Genomic DNA, 25,083 nt, shown 5'->3' on the forward strand with positions numbered 1-25,083 from the left:
CCCTCACGCGCGGGAGGGGAGGCCCTCAGTAGGGCACGTCCTCCTCGGGCCGCTCGGGCGCGGGGAGCGGGGTCTCGGCCACCGCCGCGTCGGGGGCGGGCTCTTCCCGCGCGTCGCCCCGGCGGGGCAGGGGGATGTGCTTCACCCCGGGCACCGCCTCCTGCACGTCCTTCACCGGCACCACCGCGCCCACCGTCGTGTAGCGGATGGCGCCCGTCTGCGTGAAGGTGTGCCGCAGCTCGTACCCCTTCGCCCTCGGCAGGAACCACTCGCGCACCGCCTTGAGTGGCAGCACGTGCAGCTCGTTCTGCACGAGGAACACGTACACCATGAGGTCCGCGCCGCTGTAGAGGAAGCAGCCCGGTGTGTCCCGCTCCAGGTTGGACACCAGCTCGAAGAAGTAGCGCTTGCGGCGGGGCTGCCGGTCGCCCTTCACCTCGATGCCGCGCACCTCTCCCGAGGGCAGCTCCCAGAGCAGATCCACACCCCGGTGCTGGAAGCGGGGGTCCTCCTGCACGTCATGGACGCGCGAGCCGGGCTCGGCCGATTGCAACCACGTCCGGGCGTGCTGCACGGCCCGATCGGCCGCGCCCATCACGCCCCTCATGCTGAAGCCGCGCGCCATCAGCGGCGCAGCTCGACACCGGTGGCCACCAGCTGCACCTCGCGCGGCTTGCCGTCGGCGCCCCGGGGAACGATGGCGCCCTCGGCCTCGTAGTGGCTGGCCATCGCCTCGCTCAGCTCGGACACCTTCACCACGCCCTCCACGCGCGCCTGCGAGCCCGCCGAGTCCACCGGCACGAAGAAGCCATAGTCCTTGAACGTCACTCGCACCCCGGCGCCCTTGTCCCCGGTGGCCAGCTCCATCCAGCAGCCCTTCTTCTGGCAGGCCTTGCGCACCTGGCCCTCCACCCGCACCGTCTTGCCATCGTGGGGCTGGGGCTTGGCCAGCAGGTCGGCGAGCTTCACCGCCGGGGCGCCCTTGAGGGCCTCGCCGCGCGTCAGCGTCCAGCCGGCATTGGGCCTGGCGTCGGCGGCGGCCTCCTTCGGGTGGGGGCAGTCCTCCTGGACGGCGAGCTTCGCGGCGGGCTTCTGCCCGGCGGCCGGGTTGCCGGCGAGCGCCACGAGGGGAAGAGCGAACAGCGTCACCAGGGTCGCGCGGAAGGTCTTCATCCCTCACCGATAGCCCGAAGCCTTTGGGCGGGCAAGATGCCCGGCTTCCCGAGTACACTGCTGGACGTGAAGGTCCACCTGCCCAAGCCCAACCGCACCTTCGGGGCGAGCGACGTGCTCGGCCTGTTGGGGCTCGTCGGTCTGCTCGTCGCCCGCTACATCCCCGTGGCGAAGCTCATCCCCTTCTGGGGGTGTGCCTTCCGCGAGACGACCGGCTGGCCCTGCCTGGGCTGCGGGCTCACGCGCGTGGCGGATCGGGTCGCCCACTTCCAGTTCGCCCTCGCCTGGCAGGCCAATCCCCTGGGCACGGTGGCCGCCTTCTTCTTCGCCCTCATGGTCGTGGTGACGGTGCTCCACCTCGTCTTCGCCATGCCCGTGCCCGAGCTCCAGCTCTCCCCCCGGGAGTGGCACTGGGTGCGCATCGTCGGCGTCATCGTCGTCCTCCTCAACTACACCTGGGTCGTGGTGGTGACGAAGTTCCCCCACCTGCTTGCCTAGGGCCCCACCGTGCTCTCCGCCGCTCTCCTCCTGCTGGGCTACCTCGCCGGCTCCATCCCCTTCGGCGTATTGCTCACCCGCTGGGTACGGGGCGTGGACGTGCGCCAGAGCGGCAGCGGCAACATCGGCGCCACCAACGTCACCCGCGTGGCCGGCAAGAAGCTGGGCGCGGTGGTGCTCGTGCTGGACGCGCTCAAGGGCGCGCTCGCCGTGGGCCTCGCCCTGTGGCTCCTGCCCGGCGAGCCCCGCATGCATGCCGCGGTGGGGCTCGCGGCCTTCCTCGGCCACGTCTACCCGGTGTGGCTCAAGCTCCAGGGCGGCAAGGGCGTGGCCACCGCGCTCGGCGTGCTCGTGGTGCTCGTGCCCCTGGCGGCGCTGTCCGCGGCGTTCGTGTACGCGGGCCTCGTGGCCGCCTGGCGCGTGAGCTCCGTGGGCTCGCTGGCCGGTGGCGTCACGGCCGTCGTCGTCGCCGCCCTCACCGCTCCCTCCCTCGAGTACGCCGGGCTCTCAGCCCTGCTCTTCGTCCTCATCCTCTGGACGCACCGGGGCAACATCCACCGGCTGCTGCGGCGCACCGAGCGGCGCTTCTGAGCGCCTCTCCGGGTCCCGCATGGGGGGCCGCGTGTAGAAGGCCGGGTAGCCGAGCAGCGTGCACTCGATGGGGCCGTTCCACAGCTCGCGGCGGGTGCTCGGGCGGACGTGGAAGGCGCTCTCGAAGGCCGGGTTTCCCGAGAGCACGAACAGCCGCCAGCCCTTCTGCGCCCGGAGACTGTCGCCCAGCTTGAAGTAGAAGCTCTTCATCCCCTTCTGCCCCCCCGAGCCCAGGCGGTCTCCATAGGGCGGGTTGGTGAGCAGCAGGCCCGGAGGCTCGGGCAGGGCGGGCAGCTTCGTCGCGTCGCCCTCCTCGAGGCGGATCTCCTCCGATAGCCGCGCCGCCTTCACGTTGCGCCGCGCCGCCTCCAGCGCCTCGGGATCCTTGTCGAAGCCGAGCAGCGGCACGGTCACCTTGCGCTCATGGCGGCGGGCATCCGCGCGCAGGTCCTCGAGCAGCTCTCGCGCGCGGGCGCCCAGGTGCGGCCACTTCTCCACGGCGAAGTCCCGGGCGATGCCGGGCGCGCGTCGGCGGGCGATGAGGCCCCCCTCGATGAGGATCGTCCCCGAGCCGCACATGGGGTCCACCAGGGCCTCCTCGCCGGTATAGCCCGCGGCGCGCAGGAGGGCCGCCGCGAGCGTCTCCTTCATGGGGGCCGCGGTGGGGCGCACGCGGTAGCCCCGGCGGTGCAGGGGCTCGCCGCACAGGTCCAACGAGAGCGACAGCTTCTCGCGCACCAGGTGGGCCACCACGCGCACGTCCGGGTTCTTCGGGTCCACGTCCGGCCGCGAGCCGCGCTTGTCGCGCATCCGGTCCACCACCGCGTCCTTCACCTTGAGCGCCACGAAGCCCGTGTGGCTGTGCTCGCTGTCCTTGAGCGTGGCTTCCACCGCGAAGGTCGTCTCGGGCGTGAGGTGCTCCTCCCAGGGCACGCTGGCGACGGCGTCGTACAGGCCGTCCGCGCCCCGGGCCTCGAACTCCCCCAGCGGGTAGAGCACGCGCATGGCGATGCGCGACCAGAGGCAGACCTTGAGGGCCTCGTCGAGCGAGGCCATGAAGCGCACACCTCCCCGGTCCTGCCGGATGCGGCGCGCGCCGAGTTCCTTGAGTTCGTCGGCGAGGAGTTCCTCGGTGCCGCGGGCCGTGGTGGCGAAGAGGGCGAGACGTTCAGCCATTTCCCCGCCTTACCAAGCCGCCTCGCGCGCTACCACTTCAACCACACGGGAAGGGAGGGCGGCGCTCCCCTGCTCAGGCCTCGACGGGCAGGGCGGTGGGCTCGGCCCGGCGCTCCTCGGGACGCACGAGGAGGACATAGACGAGCAGGGCGGAGAGCGCGAAGCCCGCCATGACTCCCGTGACGGCGAGCGCGCTGCGCCCATCGAAGAACCAGGCCACGAGCGCGCTGGCGAGCGCGGCCCCGAGCATCCGCAGCCCGCTGAGCACCGCGGAGGCCACGCCCGCGATCCTCGCCATGGGCTGGAGCGCCCCGTGCGTGGCGTTGGGCGAGATGAACCCGATGCTGAAGTGGCACACGAAGAACACGGGCATGAGCGTGCCCAGGCGGGCCATTCCGCCCAGGGTCATGAGCACGAGCACCGTGGCGCCGGTGACGCACAGGGCCATGCCCACCTTCAGCAGCGTGGCGGCGGATACGCCCCGGGCACTCAGGCGCCCGTTGGTGAACGCGCCCGTCATCGACGCCACGGCGGTGATCGCGAAGCACAAGCCGTAGACGGTGGGGGAGACGCCCAGCACGTCCATCAACACCAGGGACGAGCCGGAGATGTAGGCGAAGGCGCAGCCGAACGACAGGGCGTTGATGATGGAGTACCCGATGCTGCGCCGGTGGCGGAGGGCCTGCCCGTAGTCGCGCACGAGCCCCTTCACCGACAGGGTGGCCCCCGCGTCCCGGCGCATGGACTCCTCCAGGCCGAGCCCCGACGCCAGCAGGAGCACCACGCCGCCCGCGGCCAGTGTGGCGTAGATGAAGCGCCAGTGAGCCACCGTCAGCACCCAGGCGCCGATCGTGGGGGCCACCATGGGCGCGATGCCCATCACCAGGGTGACGTAGGACAGCCGGGCCCGCGCGGTCGCGCCCTCGAACAGATCTCGGATGATGGCGAGCACCAGCACCGAGCCGGCTCCCGCGCCCGCACCCTGGATGAAGCGCCAGGACAAGAGGACCGGCAGGGAATGGGCGACGGCGCAGCCCACGCCGGCCACCACGAACACCGTGCAGCCGATCAGCAGCAACGGCCGCCGTCCGTAGCGGTCCGACAGGGGCCCGTAGACGAGCGGCGCCAGGGCGAAGCCCAGCATGAAGAGGCTCAGCGACAGCGAGGCCCCGGCCGACGTCGTCCCGAGGGACTGGGCCATGACCGGGAGCGCCGGCAGCCCCATGTCGATGGAGAACGGCGGCAGCATGCTGAGCGCGCCCAGCAGCAGGGTGAAGGCGAAGGAACCAGGCCGGATTCGCAAGGGCATCCTCAAAAGGGTGTACCACGATGCGGTACAGTGTATTGTCGGGCGGTACATAACTAGAAGCCCAGGGAGCGGGTGTCAATCCGAAGGCCCGAGGAGCCCATGACGGAGAAGGACGAGGTGGAGAAGGAGGGAGGGCGGCGGGGCGAGAGCATCCAGGTGATCGCCCGGGCCGCGGCGATCCTCCGGGCGCTCGCGGGCCAGGCGGACGGGCTGAGCCTGGGGCAGATCGCCAGGCGGGTGGAGCTGCCCCGGTCGACGGTGCAGCGCATCGTCGGCGCGCTGGCGGAGGAGCAGCTGGTGACGGTGGGCCGCACGGGCGAGGGCGTGCGGCTGGGGCCGACCCTGACGCTTCTGGCCGCCGCCGCGCAGACGGATCTGCTCTCCGTGGCGCAGCCGCACCTCGAGGCGCTCACCCGGCGCGTGCACGAGACGGTCAACCTGTCGGTCTTCCAGGGCAATCAGGCCGTCTGCGTGGCGATCAGTCAGTCGGAGCGGGAGCTGAGCGTGCGCTCCTCCCTGGGCAGTTCCTTTCCGCTGTACTGCACCGCCCATGGCAAGGCGCTGCTCGCGGAGATGTCGGACGAGGACGTCACCCGGCTCGTTGGCTCGCGCATCGAGCCGTTGACGGCGAACACGGTGCGCTCCCTGCCCCAGTTGCTGGCGCAACTGCGCGAGGTGCGCGAGCGGGGAATGGCCTTCGACCTGGGCGAGCGCACGGAGGGCATCTGTGCCGTCGGGGTCACGCTGCGGCTGGCGACCGGGCCCCGCTATGCCCTGTCGATACCGGTGCCCTCCCTGCGCTTCGAGACGCAGCTCCCCGTGCTGCGAGAGGAGCTGCTGCGCTGCCGGGAGGACATCGAGGCCGCGGCGGGAGTGGCCCTGCGTCCCGCCGCGTCGTTCGTCGGAAGACCGGGGTAGGTGGGGGCCTCAGGCGCCCGCCATCTCGCCCAGGCCTCGGATGAGCACCTCGCGTGGCTTGGCCCCGTCCGCCGGGCCCACCACGCCATCGCGCTCCATGCGCTCGATCATTCGCGCCGAGCGGTTGTAGCCGATGCGCATCTTGCGCTGGAGCATGGAGATGGACACCGCCTTCATCTCGCTCACCGTGGCCAGCGCCTGATCGTACAGCTCGTCGGACAGGTCGTCCTCCTCGCCGCCACCGCCCTCGCCGTCCTCGTCGCGCGGCTTGAGGATGGACTCGTCGTAGACGGGCTTGCCCTGGGCCTTGAGGTGGTCCACCGCCCCCTTGATTTCATTCTCGGAGACGAAGGCGCCGTGCACGCGCTGCAGGTGCGCGCTCGTGGGCGGCATGATGAGCATGTCGCCCATGCCCAGCAGGGCCTCGGCGCCCACCGTGCCCAGAATGGTCATCGAGTCCGGCTTGGAGCGCAGCATGAAGCTGATGCGCGTGGGGAAGTTGGCCTTGATGATGCCCGTGACGACGTCCGTGGACGGGCGCTGCGTGGCCACCATCAGGTGGATGCCGGCCGCGCGTGCCATCTGCGCCAGGCGCGCCACGTACGTCTCCACCTCGCGGCTGGCCACCATCATCAGGTCCGCCAGCTCGTCGATGATGACCACGATGTAGGGCAGCTTCTTCCACTCCTTCTTCTCGTCCTCGGGCGTGGAGGACTCGCCCGCGGCCTCGAGCGCGGCGTCCACCGCCTCGTCCATGCCGTCATCGCCGTCCGCGTCGGCCTCCTCGGCGCCCTGCTGCTCGGGCGCGTCCTCGGACTCGGGCAGGGCCTCGCGCATCTCCTCGTCGTCGTCGAAGCGGGGCGCGGCGACGCCCGGACCCGTGCTCGCCGCGGCGGGCGTGGGCTCCTCGATGACGGCATCCTCGGGCGTGGCCACGTCCACCACGAGCACCTTCTTGGGTTTCTTGGGCGCGGCGGCGGCCTTGCGCGGGGCGGCCTCGGTGGCACGCGAGGCACGCTCGGCCTCGTTGGTCTCCACGAACTTGTTGAAGCCGGCGATGTTGCGCACGCCCGCCTCGGACAGCATCTGGTAGCGCCGCTCCATCTCCTCCACGGCCCAGCGCAGCGCGAGCGCCGCCTTCTTCGGATCCGTCACCACGGGCAGCAGCAGGTGGGGGATGCCCTCGTAGACGGACAGCTCGAGCATCTTCGGGTCCACCATGATGAAGCGCACCTCCTCGGGCGTGGACTTGAGGAGGATGCTCATGATCATGGAGTTGACGGCCACGGACTTACCCGAGCCGGTGGTACCGGCGATGAGCAGGTGGGGCGCCTTGGCCAGGTCGAAGACGTACGGCATGCCCTCGATGTCCTTGCCCACGCACATGGTGAGCTTGCTCGAGGCCTTCTGGAACACGTCCTGCTCGGCGATCTCCTTGAGGTAGACGGTCTCGCGGTCGCGGTTGGGCACCTCGATGCCGACCACGCCCTTGCCGGGGATGGGGGCGACGATGCGCACGCGCATGGCCTCCATGGCCATGGCCAGGTCGTCCTGGAGCGCGGCGATCTTGCTCACCTTGATGCCGGGGCCCGGGAGGAACTCGTACATGGTGACCACGGGGCCGGGGCGGATCTCCACCACCTCGCCGGTGATGCCGAAGTCGGCGAGCTTGGCGCGCAGCTTCTCCGCGGTGGTGAGGAAGGCGTCCTTGTCGAGCGCCGAGCGCTCCTTCTTCTCGATGGCGAGCACGTCCAGGGGCGGCAGCGAGAAGCTGGTGCGCCCGCCCACGAACTGGAACTCGTGCTCCTTCTTCTTGACCACGGCGGTGGGCTTGGGCGGGGCCTTGGGCTCCACGATGAGCGGGGTGCGCGCCGCCTGGGCGGCGGGTGCGGCGGGCACGATCGCCGCGGGCGAGGCGAGCGCCAGGGCGGACGCGGCGGGCGACGGGGCCGGAGCCTCGGGCTCGGGGGCCTCGGTGAGTGCCTCCGCGGCCGGGCCGGTGACGATGTTGGGCGCCTTGCCCCGCTTGCCCTTGGCGGCCTCCGCGGGCGGAGGCTGGGGAGCGGCGGGCGCGGTGGGCACGGCGTTGGCGGCCCCCGAGGGGGACAGGAAGGACGCCCACACCGGATCCGCGCCGGGCGCGGGCCTGGCGGCGGGGGCGGTGACGATGTTGGGGACGTGGGGGGGCGCCTCGGCGGCCTTGGCGCGCGCGTCGCGGGCGGCGTCCTTGGCCTCCTTGGCGGTCTTCTTCGCGAGCGCCAGGCGCTCCTTTTCCTCCTGACGCGCCAGGCGCAGGGCCTCCTCGGCCATGAGCTCCGCCTCGGCGGCCTCGGCCTCGGCGACGAGCTGCTCGGCCTCCTCGAGCTCCGCCTCCTCCTGCTCGATCTGCGCGAGGAAGGCGGCCTCCTCCTCATCCTCCTGGGCGACGCGCTCCTTGCGCTCCTTGTAGGCCTCCTTCTGCTGCTCCCAGAAGGCGAGCGCGGCGGCCTCCACCCGCTGGCCGAGCGCGCATGCCCCGCTCCACGCGAGCGAGCACAGCTTGAGGAAGGTGTACTGGGTGCCCACGATGAGGGCGGCGGCGCACACGGTGGTCACCAGGATGATGGTGCCCACGGTGGAGAAGAGGCCCACCAGCATCCCCCCGAGCGTGGCGCCGATGAAGCCGCCGGGCGGATGGGCCTGGCCGGGCTGGTTGCCGATGAAGAGCTGGGCGAGCACCGCGCCGCTCAGGGTGAGCAGCACGAGCGCCACCATCTGGGGCCAGCGGCGCCGCTCCCGGTTGCCCACGAAGACGATCATGGCGGCGTAGAGCCCACACAGGGGCAGCAGATATGCCCAGAAGCCGAGCAGGCCGCGCAGGTTGTCGGCGATGAGGTGGCCGATGGGGCCCACCGCGTTCTGGTAGCTCGTTCCCCGGCGGTCCTTCGCGTTGAAGGTGGCCACCGACACCAGTGACAACACCGAGACCGCCATCAGGAACAGGCCGACGAGGGCCTTGCGGCCGGGACCCGCCTCGCCGCCGCCTCCCCCCCGCTGGGCCTTCTTCTCCGCGAGCGCCTTGCGGCGCGTGGCGATCTCCTGCCGCGAAAGGACGGTCTTTTCCCCTCTGGCCTTCCGTTCCGCCATGACTTTGCTCACACTCTCCGTAGCTGCCTGTAGCAGCCGACGGCCGGAGTGTAGGGAGGGCAGGGGGGCGGTCAATTTTCCGGCGGTCCGTCCACGGGCCCTCCCGCATGACTACTTTGGAGCACCGGGACGGGGCGGAGCATGTATCTTGCGCCCCCGCTGCGTATCCTCACCCCAGGAGTCCTGGATCATGGCCCACACGGACAAGCCCTCCACCAACGAAGACGATTACTTCGCCCAAGAGGAGATCGAGCAGAAGCGCAAGCTGGCCTACCAGCAGGCCCAGGCCCTGGTCGCCCAGCAGCGCGAGGAGCTCAAGAAGCTGCACCACATGAAATGCCCCAAGTGCGGCATGGATCTGCAAGCGCTCACCAAGGGCGACGTGGAGATCGACACGTGCTTCAACTGCCACGGCATCTTCCTGGACGCGGGAGAGCTGGAGCGGCTGCAGAAGCACATGGCGCACGAGAAGGATGGCCGGTGGATGGGCGCCGTCCTCAACCTCTTCAAGAACAAGTAGTCCCGCGCGGGAGCATCCGGTCCATGAAGCTCTCTGTCGAGCAGGTCCGCCATGTGGCCACCCTCGCCCGCCTGTCCCTGTCACCGGGGGAGGAGGAGCGCTACGCCGAGCAGCTCTCCGCCGTGCTCGACGCGGTGGCTCAGTTGCAGGAACTCGACGTGAGCGGCGTGGAGCCCACCTCCCATGCCACGCTCGCCGCCTCGCTGTTGCGCGAGGACGAGCCGCGGCCCTCGCTGCCTCCGGATCGGGCGCTGGCCAACGCGCCCGCCCGGGGAGGCACCAGCTTCGCCGTCCCGAAGATCCTGGAGTGACGCCATGTCATTGACCGATCTCACCCTCCTGGAGCTGGCGGCGAAGCTGGCCTCGGGCGAGACCAGTTCCGTGGAAGCGACGCGGGCGTGCCTGGCGCGCATCGCGCAGGTGGATGGGAAGGTGAAGGCCTTCCTGCGGCTGGACGAGCACGGGGCCCTGGCGGCCGCCGAGGCCAGTGACGCGCGCCGCGCCACGGGCACGCGGCTGGGGCCGCTGGATGGCGTGCCGGTGGCCGTGAAGGACATCTTCCTCACCGAGGGGGTGGAGACCACGTGCGCCTCGCGCGTGCTCCAGGGCTTCATTCCCCCCTATGACGCCACGGCGGTGCGGCTGCTCAAGCAGGCCGGCATGCCGGTGGTGGGCAAGCTCAACCAGGACGAGTTCGCGATGGGCTCGTCCAACGAGTCGAGCGCCTATGGCGCGTGCCACAACCCGTGGGACTTGACGCGCACGCCGGGAGGCTCCTCGGGAGGCTCGGCGGCGGCGCTGGCGGCGCGCGAGGTGTTCGGCACGCTGGGCACGGACACGGGCGGCTCCATCCGCCAGCCGGCGGCGCTCACCAACACCGTGGGCCTCAAGCCCACCTACGGGCGGGTGTCGCGCTACGGCGTCATCGCCTATGCCTCGTCCCTGGACGCGCCCGGCCCCATGGCCCGCACGGTGGGGGACGTGGCCGCGCTGCTGCAGGTGCTCGCGCGGCATGATCCGCTCGACTCCACGTCGGCGCCGGTGGACGTGCCGGACTACTCCGCGGACCTGGAGCACGGGGTGTCGGGGCTGCGCCTGGGCGTGCCGCGCGAGTACTTCGTCGAGGGCATGGATCCGGAGGTGGAGGCGTCGGTGCGCGCGGCGCTCGAGACCTACGAGAAGCTGGGCGCCACGCTGGTGGACGTGTCGCTGCCCCACACGAAGTACGCGCTGGCCACCTACTACCTGCTGGCCCCGGCGGAGGCGTCGAGCAACCTGGCGCGCTACGACGGCGTGCGCTACGGCTTCCGGGCGCGCGAGGGCCGGGGGCTCAAGGAGATGTACGGCCAGACGCGCGAGCAGGGCTTCGGCGCCGAGGTGAAGCGCCGCATCATGCTGGGCACCTACGCGCTGTCGGCGGGCTACTACGACGCCTATTACGTGCGGGCCCAGAAGGTGCGCACGCTCATCCGCGAGGACTTCTCGCGCGCCTTCACGCAGGTGGACGCCCTGGTGACACCCACCTCGCCCGTGCCGGCCTTCAAGCTGGGCGAGAAGGTGGATGACCCGCTGTCCATGTACCTCATGGACGTGTGCACGCTGCCGTGCAACCTGGCGGGGCTGCCCGGACTGTCGCTGCCGTGCGGCTTCACGAAGGCGGGCCTGCCCATCGGCCTGCAGCTCATGGGTCGGCCGTTCGACGAGGCGAAGCTGCTGCGCATCGGCCGGGCCTTCGAGCGCGAGCATGACTTCACGCGCCGCCTGGCGCCTGTTTGAGAACCCTTGTCGGAGACGCCATGTCCCTGAGCGATTTCCAGCCGGTCATCGGGCTCGAGGTCCATGCCCAGCTTCTGACGCAGACGAAGATCTTCTGCGGCTGCTCCACCTCGTTCGGGGCGGCGCCCAACCACCACACCTGCCCCGTGTGCCTCGGCCTGCCCGGGGTGCTGCCGGTGCTCAACACGCGCGTGGTGGAGTTCGCCATCCGCACGGGCCTGGCGCTCGGGTGCACGGTGAAGAAGACGAGCGTGTGGAGCCGGAAGAACTACTTCTATCCGGACCTGCCCAAGGGCTATCAGATCACCCAGTTCGATCAGCCCATCTGCGAGTGGGGCCAGCTCTCCATCGACACGCCCGAGGGGGAGAAGCTCATCCGCGTGCGCCGCATCCACATGGAGGAGGACGCGGGCAAGAGCGTGCACGACGCCTCGGCGAGCGAGAGCCTGGTGGATCTCAACCGCGCGGGCGTGCCGCTGCTGGAGATCGTCAGCGAGCCGGACCTGCGCAGCGCGGACGAGGCGGTGGACTACCTCAAGTCGTTGCGCGACGTGCTGGTGTACCTGGGCGTGAACGACGGCAACATGGAGGAGGGCTCGTTCCGCTGCGACGCCAACGTGTCGGTGATGCGCAAGGGCGCCACCGTGTACGGCCAGCGCGTGGAGCTCAAGAACATCAACTCGTTCCGCTTCGTGAAGCAGGCCATCGAGTACGAGATCTCCCGGCAGGTGGACCTGCTGGAGACGGGCGGGAAGATCGATCAGGAGACGCGGCTGTACGATCCCAACCGGGGCGAGACGCGCTCGATGCGCTCGAAGGAGGAGGCGCACGACTACCGCTACTTCCCCGAGCCGGACCTGCCGCCGCTGCACGTGACGGACGCGCAGCTCGAGGCGGCGGCCCAGGTGCTGCCGGAGCTGCCGCGGGCGAAGGTGTCGCGCTTCATGAGCCAGTACGGCCTGCCCGCGTACGACGCGAAGATTCTCTGCGCCGAGCGCCCGCTCGCGGACTACTTCGAGGCGGTGGCGCAGCACTTCAAGGACTACAAGCGGCTGTCGAACTGGTTCCTCGGCGAGCTGTTGCGGCTGCTCAAGGACGAGGGCGGCACCGTCACCACGCTGCGCTTCTCGACGGTGCAGTTCTCGAACCTGCTCGCGGCGGTGGAGAAGGGGAGCATCTCGGCGAACGCGGGCAAGGACGTGTTCGGGGAGATGTTCCGCACGGGCAAGGACCCGGAGGCCATCATCGCGGACAAGGGGCTCGCGCAGGTGAGCGACACGGGTGCCATCGAGGCCGTGGTGGATGACATCCTCGCGAAGAACGCGGGCGAGGTGGAGAAGTACCGGGCGGGCAAGAAGCAGATCTACGGCTTCTTCGTGGGGCAGGTGATGAAGGCGATGAAGGGCAAGGGCAACCCCGCCCTGGTGAACGACCTGCTCAAGAAGAAGCTGGGCGAGTAGGCATCCGGGCGAGGCGCCGGGCGGAGCGCCATGAGGGGCTGTCCGCGTACCTATCCTTGAGGAGCGGTCCGCTTCTCAAGGAGACGCTCATGGATCTCACCCCCGACTGGCACAAGAAGACCCCCCGGGAAGCCGTTCCCGTTCCCCTCGCCGTGCGCGAGCGTAGGGGACTCTGGGACAAGAGCGCGGCGGCGGGCATTCCCGCCATGCCCCTGTTCGGCGTGCTGCCCCTGCGCCGGCTCATCCCGCAGGACATCCACTCGCTGATGGACTACCAGGGGGCCCTGAGTGTGCTGGGCGCGGGGTTGTTGTCCCGTTGCGCCGTGGCTCGCACCGCGGGCGTGGTGCTGGGGTGCGCGGGTCTGGGCGTGTCACTGCTCACCGACTACCGGCTGAGCCTGCGCAAGCTCATTCCCATCGAGATGCATGAGGCCATCGATCACGTGTGGAGCCTGAAGGTCATCGCCGCGCCCTTCCTGCTGGGCTACTCGCGCCGCAGCCGGTGGGCCACGGTGGTGAACGTCGTGGTGGGGGCGAGCACCATTCTCGGCTCGCTCTTCACGGACTACCGGGCGCAGCGGGGAGTGCAGTGGGGCCGCGGACACGTGACGGACCTCGGCCCCGTGGGCGGGTGAGCCCCCGGGCTACTTGAGCAGGCCGATCTCCCGCAGACGCTGCTTGAGGAAGGCGTCGGCGGTGATGGGGGGCTCGCCCGGCTTGTCCGGGGTGACGGTGCTCGGCAGCGGCGCGAGCACGCACTCCGGATAGGGGTGGACGAAGAAGGGCATGGAGTAGCGCGTGTTGTCCTCGGCGGGCGAGGGCGGGTTGACCACGCGGTGGGTGGTGGCGGGGATGACGCCGTTGGTGATGCGGCTGAGCATGTCGCCCGAGTCCACGACGATCTGCCCGCGCAGCGTGTCCACGGGGATCCACTCGCCATCCCGGGTGAGGATCTCCAGGCCCGAGGCGGTGCCTTCGCACAAGAGGGTGATGAGGTTGATGTCCTCGTGCTCGGCGGCGCGCACCGCGCCCGGGACGAACCTGTCCTTGAGGGGCGGGTAGTGGATGACGCGCAACACCGAGGTGCCGTCCTGGGCCATGTCGCTGAAGGTGGTGCGCTCGATGCCGAAGTACTCGGCGATGGCTTGCAGCATCACCGCCGCCGCCTCGTCGAGCGCGCGGTAGAGGTCGAGCGTGTTGGCGCGGAAGGAGGGCACCTCCTCGGGCCAGATGTTGTGGGCGGCGACGGAGGGGCTGCGCGGGTGGCCCGAGGGCAGGTCGCGCCCCACGTGCCAGAACTCCTTGAGGTCGCCCACGGTGCGGTTCTTCGCGTGCTCGCGGCCGAAGGGCGTGTAGCCGCGCTGTCCGCCGAACTCGGGCACGTGGTAGCGCTGCTTGACGGCCTCGGGCTGGTGGAAGAACGCCTCCACGTCCGCGTAGGTGCGCCGGATGAGCCCGTCGTCGATGCCGTGGCCCTCCACGGAGACGAATCCGAACTCCCGGAGGGCCTCTCCGAACACCCGGACGAAGCGGGTGCGCTCCTCGGGAGTGCCGGAGCGGTAGTGGGACAGGTTGACGAGGGGGATGCGGCGCGCGGAACGAGACATGGCACGCGCACTCTACGCGACTCGCCAGGGAGGGCGTGATCCCCGAGGGGACGCACGCGGAGCAACCAGGCGTCGCGGCCCTAGAAGATGGCGGCCTCGCAGGCGTTGCTCGGGGCCCGGTCGTCGCAGCGCGTGATGTCCTCGAGGAAGGCGTCCTTCTTGTCCACCTGGCAGGTGTCGAGTCGCTGGTAGCACTCCACCTGCGCGTCGAGCTGCCGCAGATCCTCGGCGTCGCACGCGGTCTGGTGTTGCTCGCAGTGGTTGGGATCGAAGGCGGGCAGGGGTGACTGAGCCAGACAGGGCTGGGCCTTGCGCTCCACGGCGGCATAGGCCTTGGCCAGCTCCTGGCACGGGGCGCCCCGGCATCCACCGAGGAGCGCCACCGTCAGGAGGAGCGGCCAGACGGACATCCTCATGGGGAGACTCCTGGGTTGGAGGGAGAGGTGGTGTTCTATCCTACCCGAGCCCGACTCCTATCGGCTCCTTCGTTTCGCCCGCTTCGCCGCGTCTTCATCCCCTTCCGGCCCCAGTGCGACGTGCCAGGGGAGGGGTGAGGGCGGGTGACGGAGCACCCTATGCGCCACTTCCCGCGCCCGCTGTCGCGAGGTACTCGGATGCCTTCGGGTCAGGGCAGGTGCATGCAAATACGCATGGCGCGTATGCGGCGCTGGCTCTTGCTCCAAGCAGTGTTTCCGCTGGAAAAGTAAAAATACGTTTTCATGGAAAGGCATGGGTGCCTGTATGGATGGCGTAGGCGGAGGCGGAGGTCGTCGGCTGAATAGAGCACGGAATCTTTCAAGCGATCCGCGAACCAGGTTCGCTCGGCAGGATCCGGCGCAGCAGCAGGCGCAGATGGCGTATGAGCAGCAATTGGCGCAGCAGCAGGCGCAGATGGCGTATGAGCAGCAATTGGCGCAGCAGCAGATGGGGTTCCAGCCGCCAGTGGCGTACCCGCCGCAGCCCATCGCGGTTCCAGTCAATCCACAGCAGCAGCAGGTATACTCTTCGCGCCAACGCTCTAGCTCCAGGGCCGACCGAACGGCACCGCAGGCATATCCGCAGCCGCCGCCAACCACTTCGCGCGGACGCTCTCGCTCCACCACGGCCAACCGAGTGGCGTATCAGCCGCAGCAGCCAGTATATCCGCAGCAGCCGCCACCAACCACTTCGCGCCGACGCGCTGACTCCGCGGCCGGCTATGGGCGCTCGGTCTCGATGAGCAGACCAGGAAGATCAGAAGTGGCGGATGGGGAGCGGGGTCGGAGGCTGCGGCGGGACGATAACCCACCCACCAACACCGCGGACATCAAGCCGCGGTCTCGCTCGCGCTCGTTGTTCAGAGCACTCACGGGCAAGGGGGGGGCGGAGGAGAGGGGGAGGTCGCAGTTCAGGGGGAGTACGGAGAGAACCCCCTCGATGCAACGCACCACCACTTCGGACAGCCAGCCGCAGGTCAAGAAGCGCTCAAACTCGCTGACCAGAATGATGGCGGCGATGGGGCTTGGTGGGGATAAGCAGGAGAACAAGCAGGTGGCGGGGTATTCTCAACCTCCGCAGGGTTACGGTTTCGCCGCCGTCCCGAGGGCAAGGCCGAACACGAACACCGTGACCAGCCAACCGCTGCGGCCGCCACCCCAGCAGACCCCAGTGGTCCCAGTCGAACCCCCGAGGGCTCGGCGGGTCTCCGTCTCCGCTCAGCAGGCCCCCGTTGTTCCCCAGGCATCCGCCTCGACCTCTCGCGGGGGAACGAGCCGGGCCACCATCAGGGCTTCCTTGCCCGTGGAAATACAGCGCTTGGCGCAACAATCCCCAACGCTGTGGAGCGATCTGAAAAAGCTGGAAAAGAATGGGTGGGTTGTCGAGTATGGGCCCAACGTCACGGGCAACTATTCAGACCTCAAGGCAAAGAAAATCTACATCAGGGAGAATCCATCCAGAGATCCCAGCAATGCCGACAACCTCAAATACTTGAGGCGTGCTGAGACTGGCCTGTTGGCTCATGAGGTGAGCCATGCGCTGGATGAATTGAATGGGCCGAATCAGCCCTTTCCCCATGTGGCGTTGGTCGGGGTCAGTAGGGGTCAGCATTCCAAGGACTATATCACCCCGAACACTCAAAATGCGCTGCTGAGAGAAGCCGATGCGGTCATCAACCATCTCAGGGCACGGGCCGAAGTCCTGGACCACAACGGGTCGGAGATCGCTCTCCCTGGAGTAAATGGTCAGGAGTATCTGAAAATCTTCAATGAGTACCGGGCGGGTAGAAAGACCCTGGACACGGCGCGGCAAGAGATCTCGACAATCTACGCCCAGGAACGCCCCTCTATCGGCAAGTTCGCGACCTACAATGAGTACTACTCCAATCATTACACGGAGCACTGGAATCAATATGCGCGCAGTTACAATGCCTCTCAGGGGTACGGGCATGGTGGCTGAGACCCATGGACGAGCCTGACATCATCATGACGACCACCTTGAACATCCTCGCGCTGGTTTCCAACCTGGCCGAAAGCCGCCCCTTCAAACCCGAGGGGGTATCCCGGCTCGTGGGGCTCTCGCTTCATCCCGAGCCCGCGATGTCGAACGAATACTTCAACATCTACTCCGGGTCCGTGGACGGCACGCGGGCCCCCTTCCAGGAGGTTGAACTGAGGGTGCCGACCGACAAGGCCAGCCGGAAGGATGGATTTCTGCTGTGCAGGGTGGAGCCGACGGTGCGGGTGACGCGGGAGGAGGTGCTGCGCCACTTCGGACCGTCCCCCGAGCTGGCCTTTCCCTCTCCCCGCGAGCCCCCGGACTCGCCGGTGTACCTGGTCTACTCCCGGCCCTGGGGCAGCCTGAGTTTCGGCTTCTCGAATAACGACGCGCCGTCCCTGGTCTCCGTGGTCCTCGACGCCGACAAGTAGGCGCCCGCCTCGCGCTGCGCCTGCTCGCCTGGCCACCCCTGGTCCTTCACCGGGAGTGCGGAATCCGGCCCCTCCCAGGCTTCGCGGGGTTGCATGAAGAGGCAGTAAATGTAGGATGGGGCCGCAGGTCTTCCCAGGGGGCGGGGCGGAGGTCAGCAGGTGGGTCGGTTCTGTTCGCTGATCCCGCCATCCGCCTTGACTCCCCTGGGTATCTCCCGTAGATCGGGCGCCCTTTGGCATGAAGGACGGGTTTTTCAGGCGTCCGGAATGCTCGCCGGTCTTATACGGGTTGAATCAACCCGGACAACCAGGGGTTCGACGATGTACGCAGTCATTCGCACGGGCGGCAAGCAGTACCGCGTGGCCGAGGGCGATGTGCTCCGGATCGAGAAGGTCTCGGGGGACGTTGGCGCCGAGGTGACCTTCAACGACGTCCTGTTGCTCGGTGGGTCCGACAGCCCGAAGGTGGGGCAGCCGACCGTGTCGGGCGCGAAGGTGCTGGGCAAGATCCTCGCCCAGGACAAGCACCGCAAGGTGCTGCACTTCCGCAAGGAGAAGGAGGGCTGGACGCGCCGCCGCGGCCACCGTCAGCCCTACACCGAGGTCAAGGTCACCTCCATCTCCGGCTAGTCCGGAACCCACATCCCGGAGCGCCTGGGGGCGCGCCGGCAGCCACAGGAATCAGTGTCATGGCACATAAAAAGGGACAGGGTTCTTCCCGCAACGGTCGCGACTCCAATCCGCAGTACCGCGGAGTGAAGGTGTACGCGGGCGAGACCGTGAGCGCGGGCAGCATCCTCGTGCGTCAGCTCGGAACGGTCATCCACCCGGGCGCCAACGTGAAGCTGGGGCGTGACTACACGCTCTTCGCCACGGTGGACGGGGTCGTGAAGTACGAGCGTCAGGGGCGGGACCGCAAGAAGGTCTCCGTCTATCCGGCCCAGGCGAGCGCCTAGTCCGGCGTCGTCTGAAGTGGAGGCCCGCGGTTGACGGGTCTCCTGGCTGCCTCGCGAGCGGGTCGCTCCCGGTCCATGCGCCTCTGGGTGCTGGACGTGGAGGCGGCCCGTTCCGCGTTTCGAGGGTCTGGGATGAAATTCGTTGATGAAGTCCGCATCCAGGTGAAGGCCGGGGACGGGGGTCACGGAGCCGTGGCCTTCCGCCGGGAGAAGTACATCGACCGTGGTGGCCCCAATGGCGGCGATGGGGGCAATGGCGGCTCGGTCATCTTCCAGGCCGATCCCCAGCTCACCACGCTGCTGGACTACCGGTATCAGCAGCACCACCGGGCCAAGAGCGGCGAAGGCGGCATGGGCAACGACTGCAACGGTCGCTCGGCGGAGGACCTGGTGCTCCGGGTGCCCGTGGGCACGCTCGTGCGGGACGAGGCCACCGGCGAGGTGCTGGCGGACCTCAACGACCCGGGCCAGAAGATGGTGGTGTGCAAGGGTGGCCGGGGCGGCCTGGGCAACATGAACTTCGCCACCTCCACGCGGCAGACGCCGCGCTTCGCCCAGGACGGCACGCCGGGAGAGGAGCGCACCCTGCGCCTGGAGCTCAAGCTGCTGGCGGACGTGGGGCTGTTGGGCTTTCCCAACGCGGGCAAGAGCACGCTCATCTCCATCGTGAGCCGGGCCCGTCCGAAGATCGCCAACTATCCGTTCACCACGCTCGTGCCCAACCTGGGTCTGGTCCAGTACAAGGACGGCCTGTCCTTCGTGATGGCGGACATCCCCGGCATCATCGAGGGGGCCAGCGAGGGCGTGGGTCTGGGGCACCAGTTCCTGCGGCACGTGGAGCGCTGCAAGGTGCTCATCCACCTGCTGGACATGGGCACCGAGACCGAGGATCGGGAGCCGCTGCGCGACTTCGACACGCTCAACACGGAGCTGCGCAAGTACAGCGAGGAACTCTCGCACAAGCCCCAGGTGGTGGCGCTCAACAAGCTGGATCTGCCGCACGCGCTGGAGCGTCAGGAGTCCGTGACGCGCGAGCTGCAACGGCGCGGCATCGCCGTGTTCCCCATCTCGTGCGCCACGGGTCTGGGCATGCAGCCGCTGCTGGACGCGGTGGCCGAGGTGCTCTTCACCGGCCGCACGGACAAGCTGCACGTGGAGCCGCCGCCGGCGCCTCGGGCGGAGAAGAAGGCCAGCGCGAAGGCCGTGAAGAAGGCCCCGGCCCGCGAGGCGCCCGTGAAGAAGGCCGCCGCGAAGGCCACGAAGAAGTCCTCCGCCAAGAAGGCGCCCGTGAAGAAGGCTCCGGCCAAGAAGGCTCCGGCCAAGAAGACCGTTGCGAAGAAGGGTGCCGTGAAGAAGGCGCCCGCGAAGAAGACAGCGGCGAAGAAGGCACCCGTGAAGAAGGCACCCGTGAAGAAGGCGGCGGCGAAGAAGGCTCCGGCCCGGAAGACGGCGACGCGGACGGTTCGGAGCTCGGCGGGCAAGGCGTCTGGAGCGGCTCGCCGCCGGAGGGCCTGACGCGATGGCGGGCGGAGGTCCTCGTTACGAGAAGCTCGACAGGGCTCCGATCGATCCGGAGTCGCTCCTGCTCGACGTGCGCAAGGAGAAGATCGACAAGGTCATCTCCCAGCGCACGCGCACCTTCACCATCGTGTTGGATCGGCTGGAGGACAGCTTCAACATGGCGGCGGTGATGCGCACCTGTGAGGCCAATGGCCTCCAGGAGGTGCACGTCATCGTCAACCCGGCGGCGCCCTTCATGCCCAACTCGCGGGTGGCCCAGGGCTGCGACAAGTGGCTCGACGTGAAGATCTACCGGGACTTCGCCTCGTGCCGCGCGGCCCTCAAGGCGCGGGGCTTCTCCCTGTACGCGTCCGCCATCCGCGAGGATGCCACCAGCCTGTACTCCATGCGCTTCGACTCGAAGATCGCGCTCATCTTCGGCAACGAGCGCGAGGGCGTGAGCCCCGAGGTGTTGGCGGGCTCGGATGGGACGTTCTGGATTCCCATGCGCGGCTTCAGCCAGAGCCTCAACATCTCCGCGGCGGCCTCGGCGTGCGTTACCCGGGCGATCTCCTGGCGCGAGGAGCACCTCGGACGCGTGGGCGATCTGACGGAAGGCGAGGCGCAGGAACTGCGCGAGCGCTTCTATGTGCTCGCCGTGAAACAGCGGAAGAAGATCTTCAAGAAAGCGCCTCCGTCCGCGCCTTGAATGCCCGTTCGGGGCGACCCGTCGACAGGAACAGATGCATCCCGTGGGCGTTGTGCCCATCCAAGGAGAGAGCTTCGACCATGCACCTCCAGACGCTGCTGATGACCCTGCTCGCCGCCCCGGCGGCCACTCCGACGGCCGCGGCCCCCGCGCCCAAGGCGGTTGTCCAGGCGCCCGCCCAGCAGGCGGCCGCTCCCGCCGCGGCGCCCAAGGCACCCGAGAAGAAGGCGATGACTCCCGAGGTGAAGGACCTGGTGGAGCGGATGCAGGCCTTCTACGAGAAGACGCAGGACTTCTCGTCCGACTTCAAGCAGGACTACAAGTACAAGGCCCTGCGGCGCACCCAGTCCTCGTCGGGCACGGTCATCTACAAGAAGCCCGGTCTGATGCGTTGGGAGTACGAGAAGCCCTCCAAGCGCACCTTCGTGCTGGCGGGCGAGAAGGTGTACGCGCACGACCCCGAGGCCCAGACGTTGAGCGTGGGCCGGATCGACACGAGCCAGCTCTCCGCCTCGGTGACGTTCCTCTTCGGCAAGGGGCGGCTCGCGGACGAGTTCACCATCACCAAGGGCGAGTGCAAGGACTGCAAGGGCACGCTGCTGGTGTTGGACCCGGCCAAGACGGAGCCGCGCTTCCGCCAGGTGCGCCTGGAGGTGGATCCGAAGACGGCGCAGGTGCTCAAGAGCACCGTGGTGGATCCCGACGGCAGTGAGAACGCCATCGCCTTCCTCAACCTGAAGACGAACGTGGGCATCGACGAGGCGCGCTTCAAGATCAACCCCCCCGAGGGCACGCGCATCGACGATCTCTCCAAGATGATGCCCAAGTAGCCCTCCATGGCACGCGCACGTCTCGCGGCCCTGTTGCTGCTGCTCGCCGGCTGTCACCAGGCCGCTCGGCCCGTCGCCACCGAGACGCCGGGCACCTTCGTGGGCCAGACGCTGCCCCTGCTGCCCTCGCCCCAGCTGCGGCTGGTGGTGGAGGGCCACTTGAATGGCCGTGCGGTGCCGGTGGTGCTGGACGTGGCCCGCGCCCTCTCCGCGGTGTCCTCGGGGTGCTGGGATGAGAAGCGGCCCGTGCCTCCTGTCACGGGCATGGCGCGCGTGCCGGATGTCTACGCCGGCCTCGGGGGCCTGCGCGACTGGCCCCTGGTGCGTGTCTCGGGGCTGCGCGTGGGCGGCGTCCTCCTGGGCCCTCGCGGCATGGGCCTCACCGGGGAGCAGGCCTGCGCGGTGACGCTCGGGGCGGACGTGCTGGCGCCCTATGCCTTCACGGTGGATCCACTGCGCCGGGAGGTGTCCTTCGAGAAGACCCGTCCCCGCGATGCCTGGCTGGCCGAGGCCGCCTCCGTGGGAGCCGAGTCGGCCGAGGAGGTGCAGGTGCTCGAGCTGACCCGCGAGCCCGTGGGCGACTGGCCGCTGCTGGCGGCGCGGGTGACGCAGGGCGAGTCCGTCCTCACGGGGCCCTTCGTGCTGGGCACGCGTGAGCCCTTCTCGCGGCTCGCCCTGGGGCCCGCGGAGGCGCAGGGGCTGCACGGCCTGGAGACCACGGCCGGACTGCCGCCCAGGGCCTTCCTGGTGGACGCGGTGGAGGTGTCCTCGGGCGTGGGCGTGGCGCCGCTGGTGGTGGAGGCCGGGGTGGGGTGGAAGAACCCGACCACGCTGGGCCGCCTGGGCGCGGACGTGTGGGGCCGCTTCCGCGCCACGGTGGACGTGCAGGGCAGCACGCTGGTGCTGCGGCGGCCCCGCGTGGTGGGTGGCGAGGGCCCTCAGCGCTGCGCGCGTCCGGGGGCCTCGGCCGTCTCGGAGGATCCTCGCGAGGAGGCGTGTTTCGCGCTGCACGTGCGGCGCGGCGCGGGAGAGCGCACGGCCGTCACGGGGGCGGTGTTCCGGGATGTCCCCGTCGGTGGGCGGGTGCACCTGGAGCCGCTGGGCGAGGACGGCAAGCCCGTGTCCCTGGAGTGTCAGGTGGGGTTCTCGTTCCCGCCCACCAGCCGGGGCGTGACGACGCAGCACCTGGTGCCGTGGCCGAAGCTGGCGCAGTCCATGCCCGAGTGCGCCGAGGCCTTGCGGTCCGTGCGCGGCTACGCCCTGGCGCTCTTCGAGGAAGGGCCGCTCGCCGAGTGCCCCAACGCGTGCATCTTCGTGCACCAGCCGAGCACCCGGCGCACCGTGTGCGAGTGCCAGCCCACGCCCCTGGGCGACGGGGCCGTGCTGCCCCAGCGGAGCAACACCCCCAAGCCGCCGACGAAGAAGGAGCGCGAGCTGGAGCCCGAGGATCCCCACTGACGCCGCCGGAAGGGGCGGCGCCGGGTCTCACTCCGGACGCCTAGCGCGGAGCCGCCGCCACCGGCAGCGGGAAGGACTCGCGGGGCTTGAGCACCCGGTCCTTGGGGTTGGGCCGCTCGACCACCTTGCCCACCAGGTCGTAGTCGTGCGCCTCGGTGATCTCCAGGGTGACGAACTCGCCCGGGTAGGCCAGGCCGTCGTTGATGTACACCTGCCCGTCGATCTCCGGCGCCTGGCCCTCGTGGCGGCCCACCAGCAGGTGCTCGGACTCCTCGCTGGGGCCCTCCACCAGCACCTCGATCCGCTGGCCCACGAGCTTCTTGTTCTGCTCGCGGTTGATGCGCTTCTGGATGGCCATCACCTCGCGCCAGCGCCGCTCGATGGTCTGCTTGGGCACCTTGTCCGCGTAGTCGTACGCCGCGGTGCCCTCCTCGTCCGAGTACTGGAACACGCCCAGCCGTTCGAAGCGCTGCTCCTTCACGAACTCCTTGAGCAGCTCGAAGTCCTCTTCCGTCTCACCCGGCAGGCCGACGATCATCGAGGTGCGCATCACCAGCCCCGGCACCCGGGCGCGCAGCTTGGTGAGCAGCTCCTTGAGGAACTTCGAGTCCCGGCCGCGCTTCATCGACAGGAGCAGCTTGTCGCTCGCGTGCTGCAGCGGCATGTCCAGGTAGCGGGCGATCTTCTTCTCCGTCGCCATCAGCTCGATGAGCTCGTCGGTGAAGACGCGCGGGTAGGCGTAGTGCAGGCGGATCCACTTCACGTCCACCTTCACCAGCTCGCGCAAGAGGTCATGCAGCTTGGGGCGGCCCGGCAAGTCGTGCCCGTAGGCCGTCAGGTCCTGCGCCACGAGGTTGAGCTCCTGCACGCCCGAGTCCGCGAGCTTGCGGGCCTCGGCCACCACATCCTCGATGGTGCGCGAGCGCTGGCCACCGCGCAGCGTGGGGATGATGCAGAAGGCGCACGCGTTGTCGCAGCCCTCGGAGATCTTCAGATAGGCCGTGTACGACGGCATCGAGTTCTCACGCGGCGTCTGCGCGTTGTGGATGTAGTCCGGGTCCGGAATCACCTGACGGGGGCTGGCCTCGGCGGCGAGCAGGTCGCCGATCTGCGCGTAGGCGCTGGTGCCGAGGAAGTGGTCCACCTCGGGCATCTCCTTGGCGAGCTCGGCGCCGTAGCGCTGCGACAGACAGCCGGTGACCACGAGCGTGCTGCACGCCCCCGTCTTCTTCAACTCGGCCATCTCCAGGATGGAGTCCACGGACTCCTGCTTGGCGGGGCCGATGAAGGCACAGGTGTTGACGACGATGACCTCGGCGGCGGCGGGATCCTGCACCAGCGAGTACCCGCGCTGCTTGAGGGTGCCGAGCATCACCTCGGAGTCCACCCGGTTCTTCGGGCAGCCGAGGGTCATCATGTAGAGATTCTTGTTTCCAGAAGGGGCGTGCACGGGACTCCTACCGCATTCCAAGTTCGGTCCGCTCGAAGTGGTCCTCACTCCAGGCGAAGTTGACGGTCGGGCCGTTGGAGTAGCTGATGCTCAACGAGCCCGTTTCATCCAATTCCAGGGACGTGGTGCGTCCCAGGGCGCAGGTGGCGGCCGGCCACTCGAGCACCCGCTGCGCCGTCTTTCCCTTCACCAGGTAGACCCCCAGGCGCAACTCCTTCTCCGAGTCACAGGTGCCTCCGGTGTAGGGGTTGGCCCCCGAGAGCACCAGCACGAGGGGCTTGCCCCCGGGCAGGGTGAGCGTCTCCGGGACATTCACCCCGGCCTCGCTCGCCTTGAACGGCCGGGGGGCGACGAGGGATTCCAGCGAATCGGGCGTCAGGGGGGCGTCTGCCTCCACCCAGGACGGGTAGTGGAGCACGCCGTAGCCGAGCCAGCCTCCCGCGCGGCCTTCCAGCCCCGTCACGCCCTCGGGCGGCTTGAGCTTGAGGCCCCTGCGGAACTCGTCCGGCAGCCGGAGCACCTCGCCCACCATGCCGCCGCTCTTGCAGTTGGAGACGGCGGAGGGCTGGGCGCCGGTGTCCACGTCGTCGTAGGTGAGGCACAGGTCGAGGTTGAGCGCGTCCACGGCGGGAATGCGCGGCAGGGCCCGGGCGGGGATGGCCACCTCGAAGGTGAACCGGTTGTCCTGGCGCTGCACGCCCGCGTCCACCTGCTTCTGGGCGAACGCGGAGGTGCCGCTGTCGGGCGGCGAGGCGCGCTTGCCGTCGAAGCCGAAGCGGAAGACATGGCCGCTCGCGGTGGCGCCCGCGTCCGGGAAGAAGAGGGTGAGGGTGAGCAGATCCCCGGACTGGAGCTGATCATCCGTGGCTTCCACGCCCACGTAGAGCGTCTCCTTGCGCCAGCCCACGCGCGCGGTGAACGACGCGCTCGCGGCTGGATCCGCCGGGGACTTGAGGGTGAGCGTGGCGGGGAAGTCCTTGAGGTTGCCGTCCAGCTTGGGCTCGCGGCCGAGCGCGGGCACCGCCTTCACCTGGCGCGGCTTGGGCTCGGAGGACTCCTGGGCGGTGGCCGACAGGGGGCACAGGGCCGCGAGTACGGCGGAGACGAGGAGGGGGCGCAT

26 protein-coding genes are annotated in these 25,083 nt (G+C 69.2%); 16 read left to right on the top strand and 10 right to left on the bottom strand.

Annotation, left to right across the window (positions count from 1 at the left end; genetic code table 11):
- Positions 1-25: 25 nt before the first annotated feature.
- Together CYFUS_RS10770 and CYFUS_RS10775 are read right to left on the bottom strand one after the other, a co-directional pair.
- Positions 26-625: a hypothetical protein gene (locus tag CYFUS_RS10770; protein WP_095985141.1), complete on the bottom strand. Its 600-nt coding sequence runs from the start codon at positions 623-625 to the stop codon at positions 26-28.
- Positions 625-1,173, bottom strand: coding sequence for a DUF4920 domain-containing protein (locus CYFUS_RS10775; RefSeq protein ID WP_095985142.1), 549 nt, complete (start codon positions 1,171-1,173; stop codon positions 625-627). The genes CYFUS_RS10770 and CYFUS_RS10775 overlap by 1 nt, the downstream gene beginning before the upstream one ends.
- A 36-nt stretch (positions 1,174-1,209) precedes the next feature.
- On the opposite strand from CYFUS_RS10775, the gene CYFUS_RS10780 reads away from it, so the two are divergent.
- Together CYFUS_RS10780 and plsY are read left to right on the top strand one after the other, a co-directional pair.
- Positions 1,210-1,671: a DUF2752 domain-containing protein gene (locus CYFUS_RS10780; protein WP_198316534.1), complete on the top strand. Its 462-nt coding sequence runs from the start codon at positions 1,210-1,212 to the stop codon at positions 1,669-1,671.
- 9 nt (positions 1,672-1,680) lie between these two features.
- Positions 1,681-2,262 carry a glycerol-3-phosphate 1-O-acyltransferase PlsY gene (plsY, locus tag CYFUS_RS10785; protein WP_095985143.1) on the top strand — a complete coding sequence of 194 codons (582 nt, stop codon included), beginning with the start codon at positions 1,681-1,683 and terminating at the stop codon, positions 2,260-2,262.
- Here the strand turns inward: plsY and CYFUS_RS10790 are convergent.
- Together CYFUS_RS10790 and CYFUS_RS10795 are read right to left on the bottom strand one after the other, a co-directional pair.
- Complete coding sequence (locus tag CYFUS_RS10790; RefSeq protein WP_095985144.1) at positions 2,179-3,438, bottom strand: THUMP domain-containing class I SAM-dependent RNA methyltransferase; 1,260 nt, start codon at positions 3,436-3,438, stop codon at positions 2,179-2,181. The genes plsY and CYFUS_RS10790 overlap by 84 nt on opposite strands.
- Before the next feature lie 73 nt (positions 3,439-3,511).
- Positions 3,512-4,741, bottom strand: a complete 1,230-nt coding sequence (locus tag CYFUS_RS10795) for a multidrug effflux MFS transporter (RefSeq protein WP_095991934.1) — start codon at positions 4,739-4,741, stop codon at positions 3,512-3,514.
- 105 nt (positions 4,742-4,846) lie between these two features.
- On the opposite strand from CYFUS_RS10795, the gene CYFUS_RS10800 reads away from it, so the two are divergent.
- The gene (locus CYFUS_RS10800) at positions 4,847-5,665 is read left to right on the top strand and encodes an IclR family transcriptional regulator (RefSeq protein ID WP_095985145.1); all 819 of its coding nucleotides are present in this window, start codon (positions 4,847-4,849) and stop codon (positions 5,663-5,665) included.
- A gap of 9 nt (positions 5,666-5,674) precedes the next feature.
- On the opposite strand, the gene CYFUS_RS10805 is transcribed toward CYFUS_RS10800, so the two are convergent.
- Entirely contained in the window at positions 5,675-8,791 is a 3,117-nt protein-coding gene (locus CYFUS_RS10805; protein ID WP_095985146.1) for a DNA translocase FtsK, read from the bottom strand.
- Positions 8,792-8,981: 190 nt separating this feature from the next.
- Here CYFUS_RS10805 and CYFUS_RS10810 point away from each other — a divergent pair, with 190 nt between their 5' ends.
- The 5 genes from CYFUS_RS10810 (at position 8,982) to CYFUS_RS10830 (ending at position 13,182) form a co-directional block, all read left to right on the top strand.
- Positions 8,982-9,311: a zf-TFIIB domain-containing protein gene (locus tag CYFUS_RS10810; RefSeq protein WP_095985147.1), complete on the top strand. Its 330-nt coding sequence runs from the start codon at positions 8,982-8,984 to the stop codon at positions 9,309-9,311.
- A gap of 23 nt (positions 9,312-9,334) precedes the next feature.
- Positions 9,335-9,622 carry an Asp-tRNA(Asn)/Glu-tRNA(Gln) amidotransferase subunit GatC gene (gene gatC / locus CYFUS_RS10815; RefSeq protein WP_002629158.1) on the top strand — a complete coding sequence of 96 codons (288 nt, stop codon included), beginning with the start codon at positions 9,335-9,337 and terminating at the stop codon, positions 9,620-9,622.
- A 4-nt stretch (positions 9,623-9,626) separates the two neighbouring features.
- A complete protein-coding gene (gene gatA, locus CYFUS_RS10820) occupies positions 9,627-11,087 on the top strand; it encodes an Asp-tRNA(Asn)/Glu-tRNA(Gln) amidotransferase subunit GatA (protein ID WP_095985148.1) in 1,461 nt (486 codons plus the stop codon).
- Positions 11,088-11,107: 20 nt separating this feature from the next.
- The gene (gene gatB, locus CYFUS_RS10825) at positions 11,108-12,547 is read left to right on the top strand and encodes an Asp-tRNA(Asn)/Glu-tRNA(Gln) amidotransferase subunit GatB (RefSeq protein WP_095985149.1); all 1,440 of its coding nucleotides are present in this window, start codon (positions 11,108-11,110) and stop codon (positions 12,545-12,547) included.
- Positions 12,548-12,636: 89 nt separating this feature from the next.
- Positions 12,637-13,182 carry a hypothetical protein gene (locus tag CYFUS_RS10830; RefSeq protein ID WP_095985150.1) on the top strand — a complete coding sequence of 182 codons (546 nt, stop codon included), beginning with the start codon at positions 12,637-12,639 and terminating at the stop codon, positions 13,180-13,182.
- A 9-nt stretch (positions 13,183-13,191) separates the two neighbouring features.
- On the opposite strand, the gene CYFUS_RS10835 is transcribed toward CYFUS_RS10830, so the two are convergent.
- From CYFUS_RS10835 to CYFUS_RS10845, 3 genes are all read right to left on the bottom strand, one after another.
- Positions 13,192-14,154: an isopenicillin N synthase family dioxygenase gene (locus CYFUS_RS10835; RefSeq protein ID WP_095985151.1), complete on the bottom strand. Its 963-nt coding sequence runs from the start codon at positions 14,152-14,154 to the stop codon at positions 13,192-13,194.
- Positions 14,155-14,234: 80 nt separating this feature from the next.
- Positions 14,235-14,570, bottom strand: a complete 336-nt coding sequence (locus tag CYFUS_RS10840; protein WP_157758382.1) for a hypothetical protein — start codon at positions 14,568-14,570, stop codon at positions 14,235-14,237.
- 379 nt (positions 14,571-14,949) lie between these two features.
- Positions 14,950-15,168 (bottom strand): hypothetical protein, encoded by a 219-nt coding sequence (locus tag CYFUS_RS10845; protein WP_095985153.1) that lies wholly within the window; start codon positions 15,166-15,168, stop codon positions 14,950-14,952.
- Between the two features lie 402 nt (positions 15,169-15,570).
- Between CYFUS_RS10845 and CYFUS_RS10850 the strand changes: the two genes are divergently transcribed.
- From CYFUS_RS10850 to CYFUS_RS10885, 8 genes are all read left to right on the top strand, one after another.
- A complete protein-coding gene (locus CYFUS_RS10850; protein WP_157758383.1) occupies positions 15,571-16,590 on the top strand; it encodes a hypothetical protein in 1,020 nt (339 codons plus the stop codon).
- Positions 16,591-16,595: 5 nt separating this feature from the next.
- A complete protein-coding gene (locus tag CYFUS_RS10855; RefSeq protein WP_095985155.1) occupies positions 16,596-17,060 on the top strand; it encodes a hypothetical protein in 465 nt (154 codons plus the stop codon).
- Positions 17,061-17,381: 321 nt separating this feature from the next.
- Entirely contained in the window at positions 17,382-17,690 is a 309-nt protein-coding gene (gene rplU / locus CYFUS_RS10860; RefSeq protein WP_002629151.1) for a 50S ribosomal protein L21, read from the top strand.
- Between the two features lie 59 nt (positions 17,691-17,749).
- A complete protein-coding gene (rpmA, locus tag CYFUS_RS10865; protein ID WP_002629150.1) occupies positions 17,750-18,016 on the top strand; it encodes a 50S ribosomal protein L27 in 267 nt (88 codons plus the stop codon).
- A 132-nt stretch (positions 18,017-18,148) separates the two neighbouring features.
- The gene (obgE, locus tag CYFUS_RS10870) at positions 18,149-19,531 is read left to right on the top strand and encodes a GTPase ObgE (protein ID WP_095985156.1); all 1,383 of its coding nucleotides are present in this window, start codon (positions 18,149-18,151) and stop codon (positions 19,529-19,531) included.
- A 4-nt stretch (positions 19,532-19,535) separates the two neighbouring features.
- The gene (locus tag CYFUS_RS10875) at positions 19,536-20,225 is read left to right on the top strand and encodes a TrmH family RNA methyltransferase (protein WP_095985157.1); all 690 of its coding nucleotides are present in this window, start codon (positions 19,536-19,538) and stop codon (positions 20,223-20,225) included.
- An 80-nt stretch (positions 20,226-20,305) separates the two neighbouring features.
- Positions 20,306-21,055: a LolA family protein gene (locus CYFUS_RS10880; protein WP_095985158.1), complete on the top strand. Its 750-nt coding sequence runs from the start codon at positions 20,306-20,308 to the stop codon at positions 21,053-21,055.
- Between the two features lie 6 nt (positions 21,056-21,061).
- On the top strand, positions 21,062-22,513 hold the full coding sequence (locus CYFUS_RS10885; RefSeq protein WP_095985159.1) for a hypothetical protein: 1,452 nt from the start codon (positions 21,062-21,064) through the stop codon (positions 22,511-22,513).
- 40 nt (positions 22,514-22,553) lie between these two features.
- Here the strand turns inward: CYFUS_RS10885 and rimO are convergent, their stop codons facing one another.
- Together rimO and CYFUS_RS10895 are read right to left on the bottom strand one after the other, a co-directional pair.
- Positions 22,554-23,927, bottom strand: coding sequence for a 30S ribosomal protein S12 methylthiotransferase RimO (gene rimO / locus CYFUS_RS10890; RefSeq protein WP_232537782.1), 1,374 nt, complete (start codon positions 23,925-23,927; stop codon positions 22,554-22,556).
- 43 nt (positions 23,928-23,970) lie between these two features.
- Entirely contained in the window at positions 23,971-25,083 is a 1,113-nt protein-coding gene (locus CYFUS_RS10895) for a hypothetical protein (protein WP_095985161.1), read from the bottom strand.

The organism is Cystobacter fuscus, from assembly GCF_002305875.1.
Classification (GTDB): Bacteria; Myxococcota; Myxococcia; order Myxococcales; family Myxococcaceae; genus Cystobacter; species Cystobacter fuscus_A.

Coding starts and splice junctions, on each gene's coding strand:
- CYFUS_RS10770 (WP_095985141.1), bottom strand. CDS start 625: ATGGCGCGCGGCTTCAGCATGAGGGGCGTGATGGGCGCGGCCGATCGG.
- CYFUS_RS10775 (WP_095985142.1), bottom strand. CDS start 1,173: ATGAAGACCTTCCGCGCGACCCTGGTGACGCTGTTCGCTCTTCCCCTC.
- CYFUS_RS10780 (WP_198316534.1), top strand. CDS start 1,210: ATGCCCGGCTTCCCGAGTACACTGCTGGACGTGAAGGTCCACCTGCCC.
- CYFUS_RS10790 (WP_095985144.1), bottom strand. CDS start 3,438: ATGGCTGAACGTCTCGCCCTCTTCGCCACCACGGCCCGCGGCACCGAG.
- CYFUS_RS10800 (WP_095985145.1), top strand. CDS start 4,847: ATGACGGAGAAGGACGAGGTGGAGAAGGAGGGAGGGCGGCGGGGCGAG.
- CYFUS_RS10805 (WP_095985146.1), bottom strand. CDS start 8,791: ATGGCGGAACGGAAGGCCAGAGGGGAAAAGACCGTCCTTTCGCGGCAG.
- CYFUS_RS10810 (WP_095985147.1), top strand. CDS start 8,982: ATGGCCCACACGGACAAGCCCTCCACCAACGAAGACGATTACTTCGCC.
- gatC (WP_002629158.1), top strand. CDS start 9,335: ATGAAGCTCTCTGTCGAGCAGGTCCGCCATGTGGCCACCCTCGCCCGC.
- gatA (WP_095985148.1), top strand. CDS start 9,627: ATGTCATTGACCGATCTCACCCTCCTGGAGCTGGCGGCGAAGCTGGCC.
- gatB (WP_095985149.1), top strand. CDS start 11,108: ATGTCCCTGAGCGATTTCCAGCCGGTCATCGGGCTCGAGGTCCATGCC.
- CYFUS_RS10830 (WP_095985150.1), top strand. CDS start 12,637: ATGGATCTCACCCCCGACTGGCACAAGAAGACCCCCCGGGAAGCCGTT.
- CYFUS_RS10835 (WP_095985151.1), bottom strand. CDS start 14,154: ATGTCTCGTTCCGCGCGCCGCATCCCCCTCGTCAACCTGTCCCACTAC.
- CYFUS_RS10840 (WP_157758382.1), bottom strand. CDS start 14,570: ATGAGGATGTCCGTCTGGCCGCTCCTCCTGACGGTGGCGCTCCTCGGT.
- CYFUS_RS10850 (WP_157758383.1), top strand. CDS start 15,571: ATGCAACGCACCACCACTTCGGACAGCCAGCCGCAGGTCAAGAAGCGC.
- CYFUS_RS10855 (WP_095985155.1), top strand. CDS start 16,596: ATGGACGAGCCTGACATCATCATGACGACCACCTTGAACATCCTCGCG.
- rplU (WP_002629151.1), top strand. CDS start 17,382: ATGTACGCAGTCATTCGCACGGGCGGCAAGCAGTACCGCGTGGCCGAG.
- rpmA (WP_002629150.1), top strand. CDS start 17,750: ATGGCACATAAAAAGGGACAGGGTTCTTCCCGCAACGGTCGCGACTCC.
- obgE (WP_095985156.1), top strand. CDS start 18,149: ATGAAATTCGTTGATGAAGTCCGCATCCAGGTGAAGGCCGGGGACGGG.
- CYFUS_RS10875 (WP_095985157.1), top strand. CDS start 19,536: ATGGCGGGCGGAGGTCCTCGTTACGAGAAGCTCGACAGGGCTCCGATC.
- CYFUS_RS10880 (WP_095985158.1), top strand. CDS start 20,306: ATGCACCTCCAGACGCTGCTGATGACCCTGCTCGCCGCCCCGGCGGCC.
- CYFUS_RS10885 (WP_095985159.1), top strand. CDS start 21,062: ATGGCACGCGCACGTCTCGCGGCCCTGTTGCTGCTGCTCGCCGGCTGT.
- rimO (WP_232537782.1), bottom strand. CDS start 23,927: ATGACCCTCGGCTGCCCGAAGAACCGGGTGGACTCCGAGGTGATGCTC.
- CYFUS_RS10895 (WP_095985161.1), bottom strand. CDS start 25,083: ATGCGCCCCCTCCTCGTCTCCGCCGTACTCGCGGCCCTGTGCCCCCTG.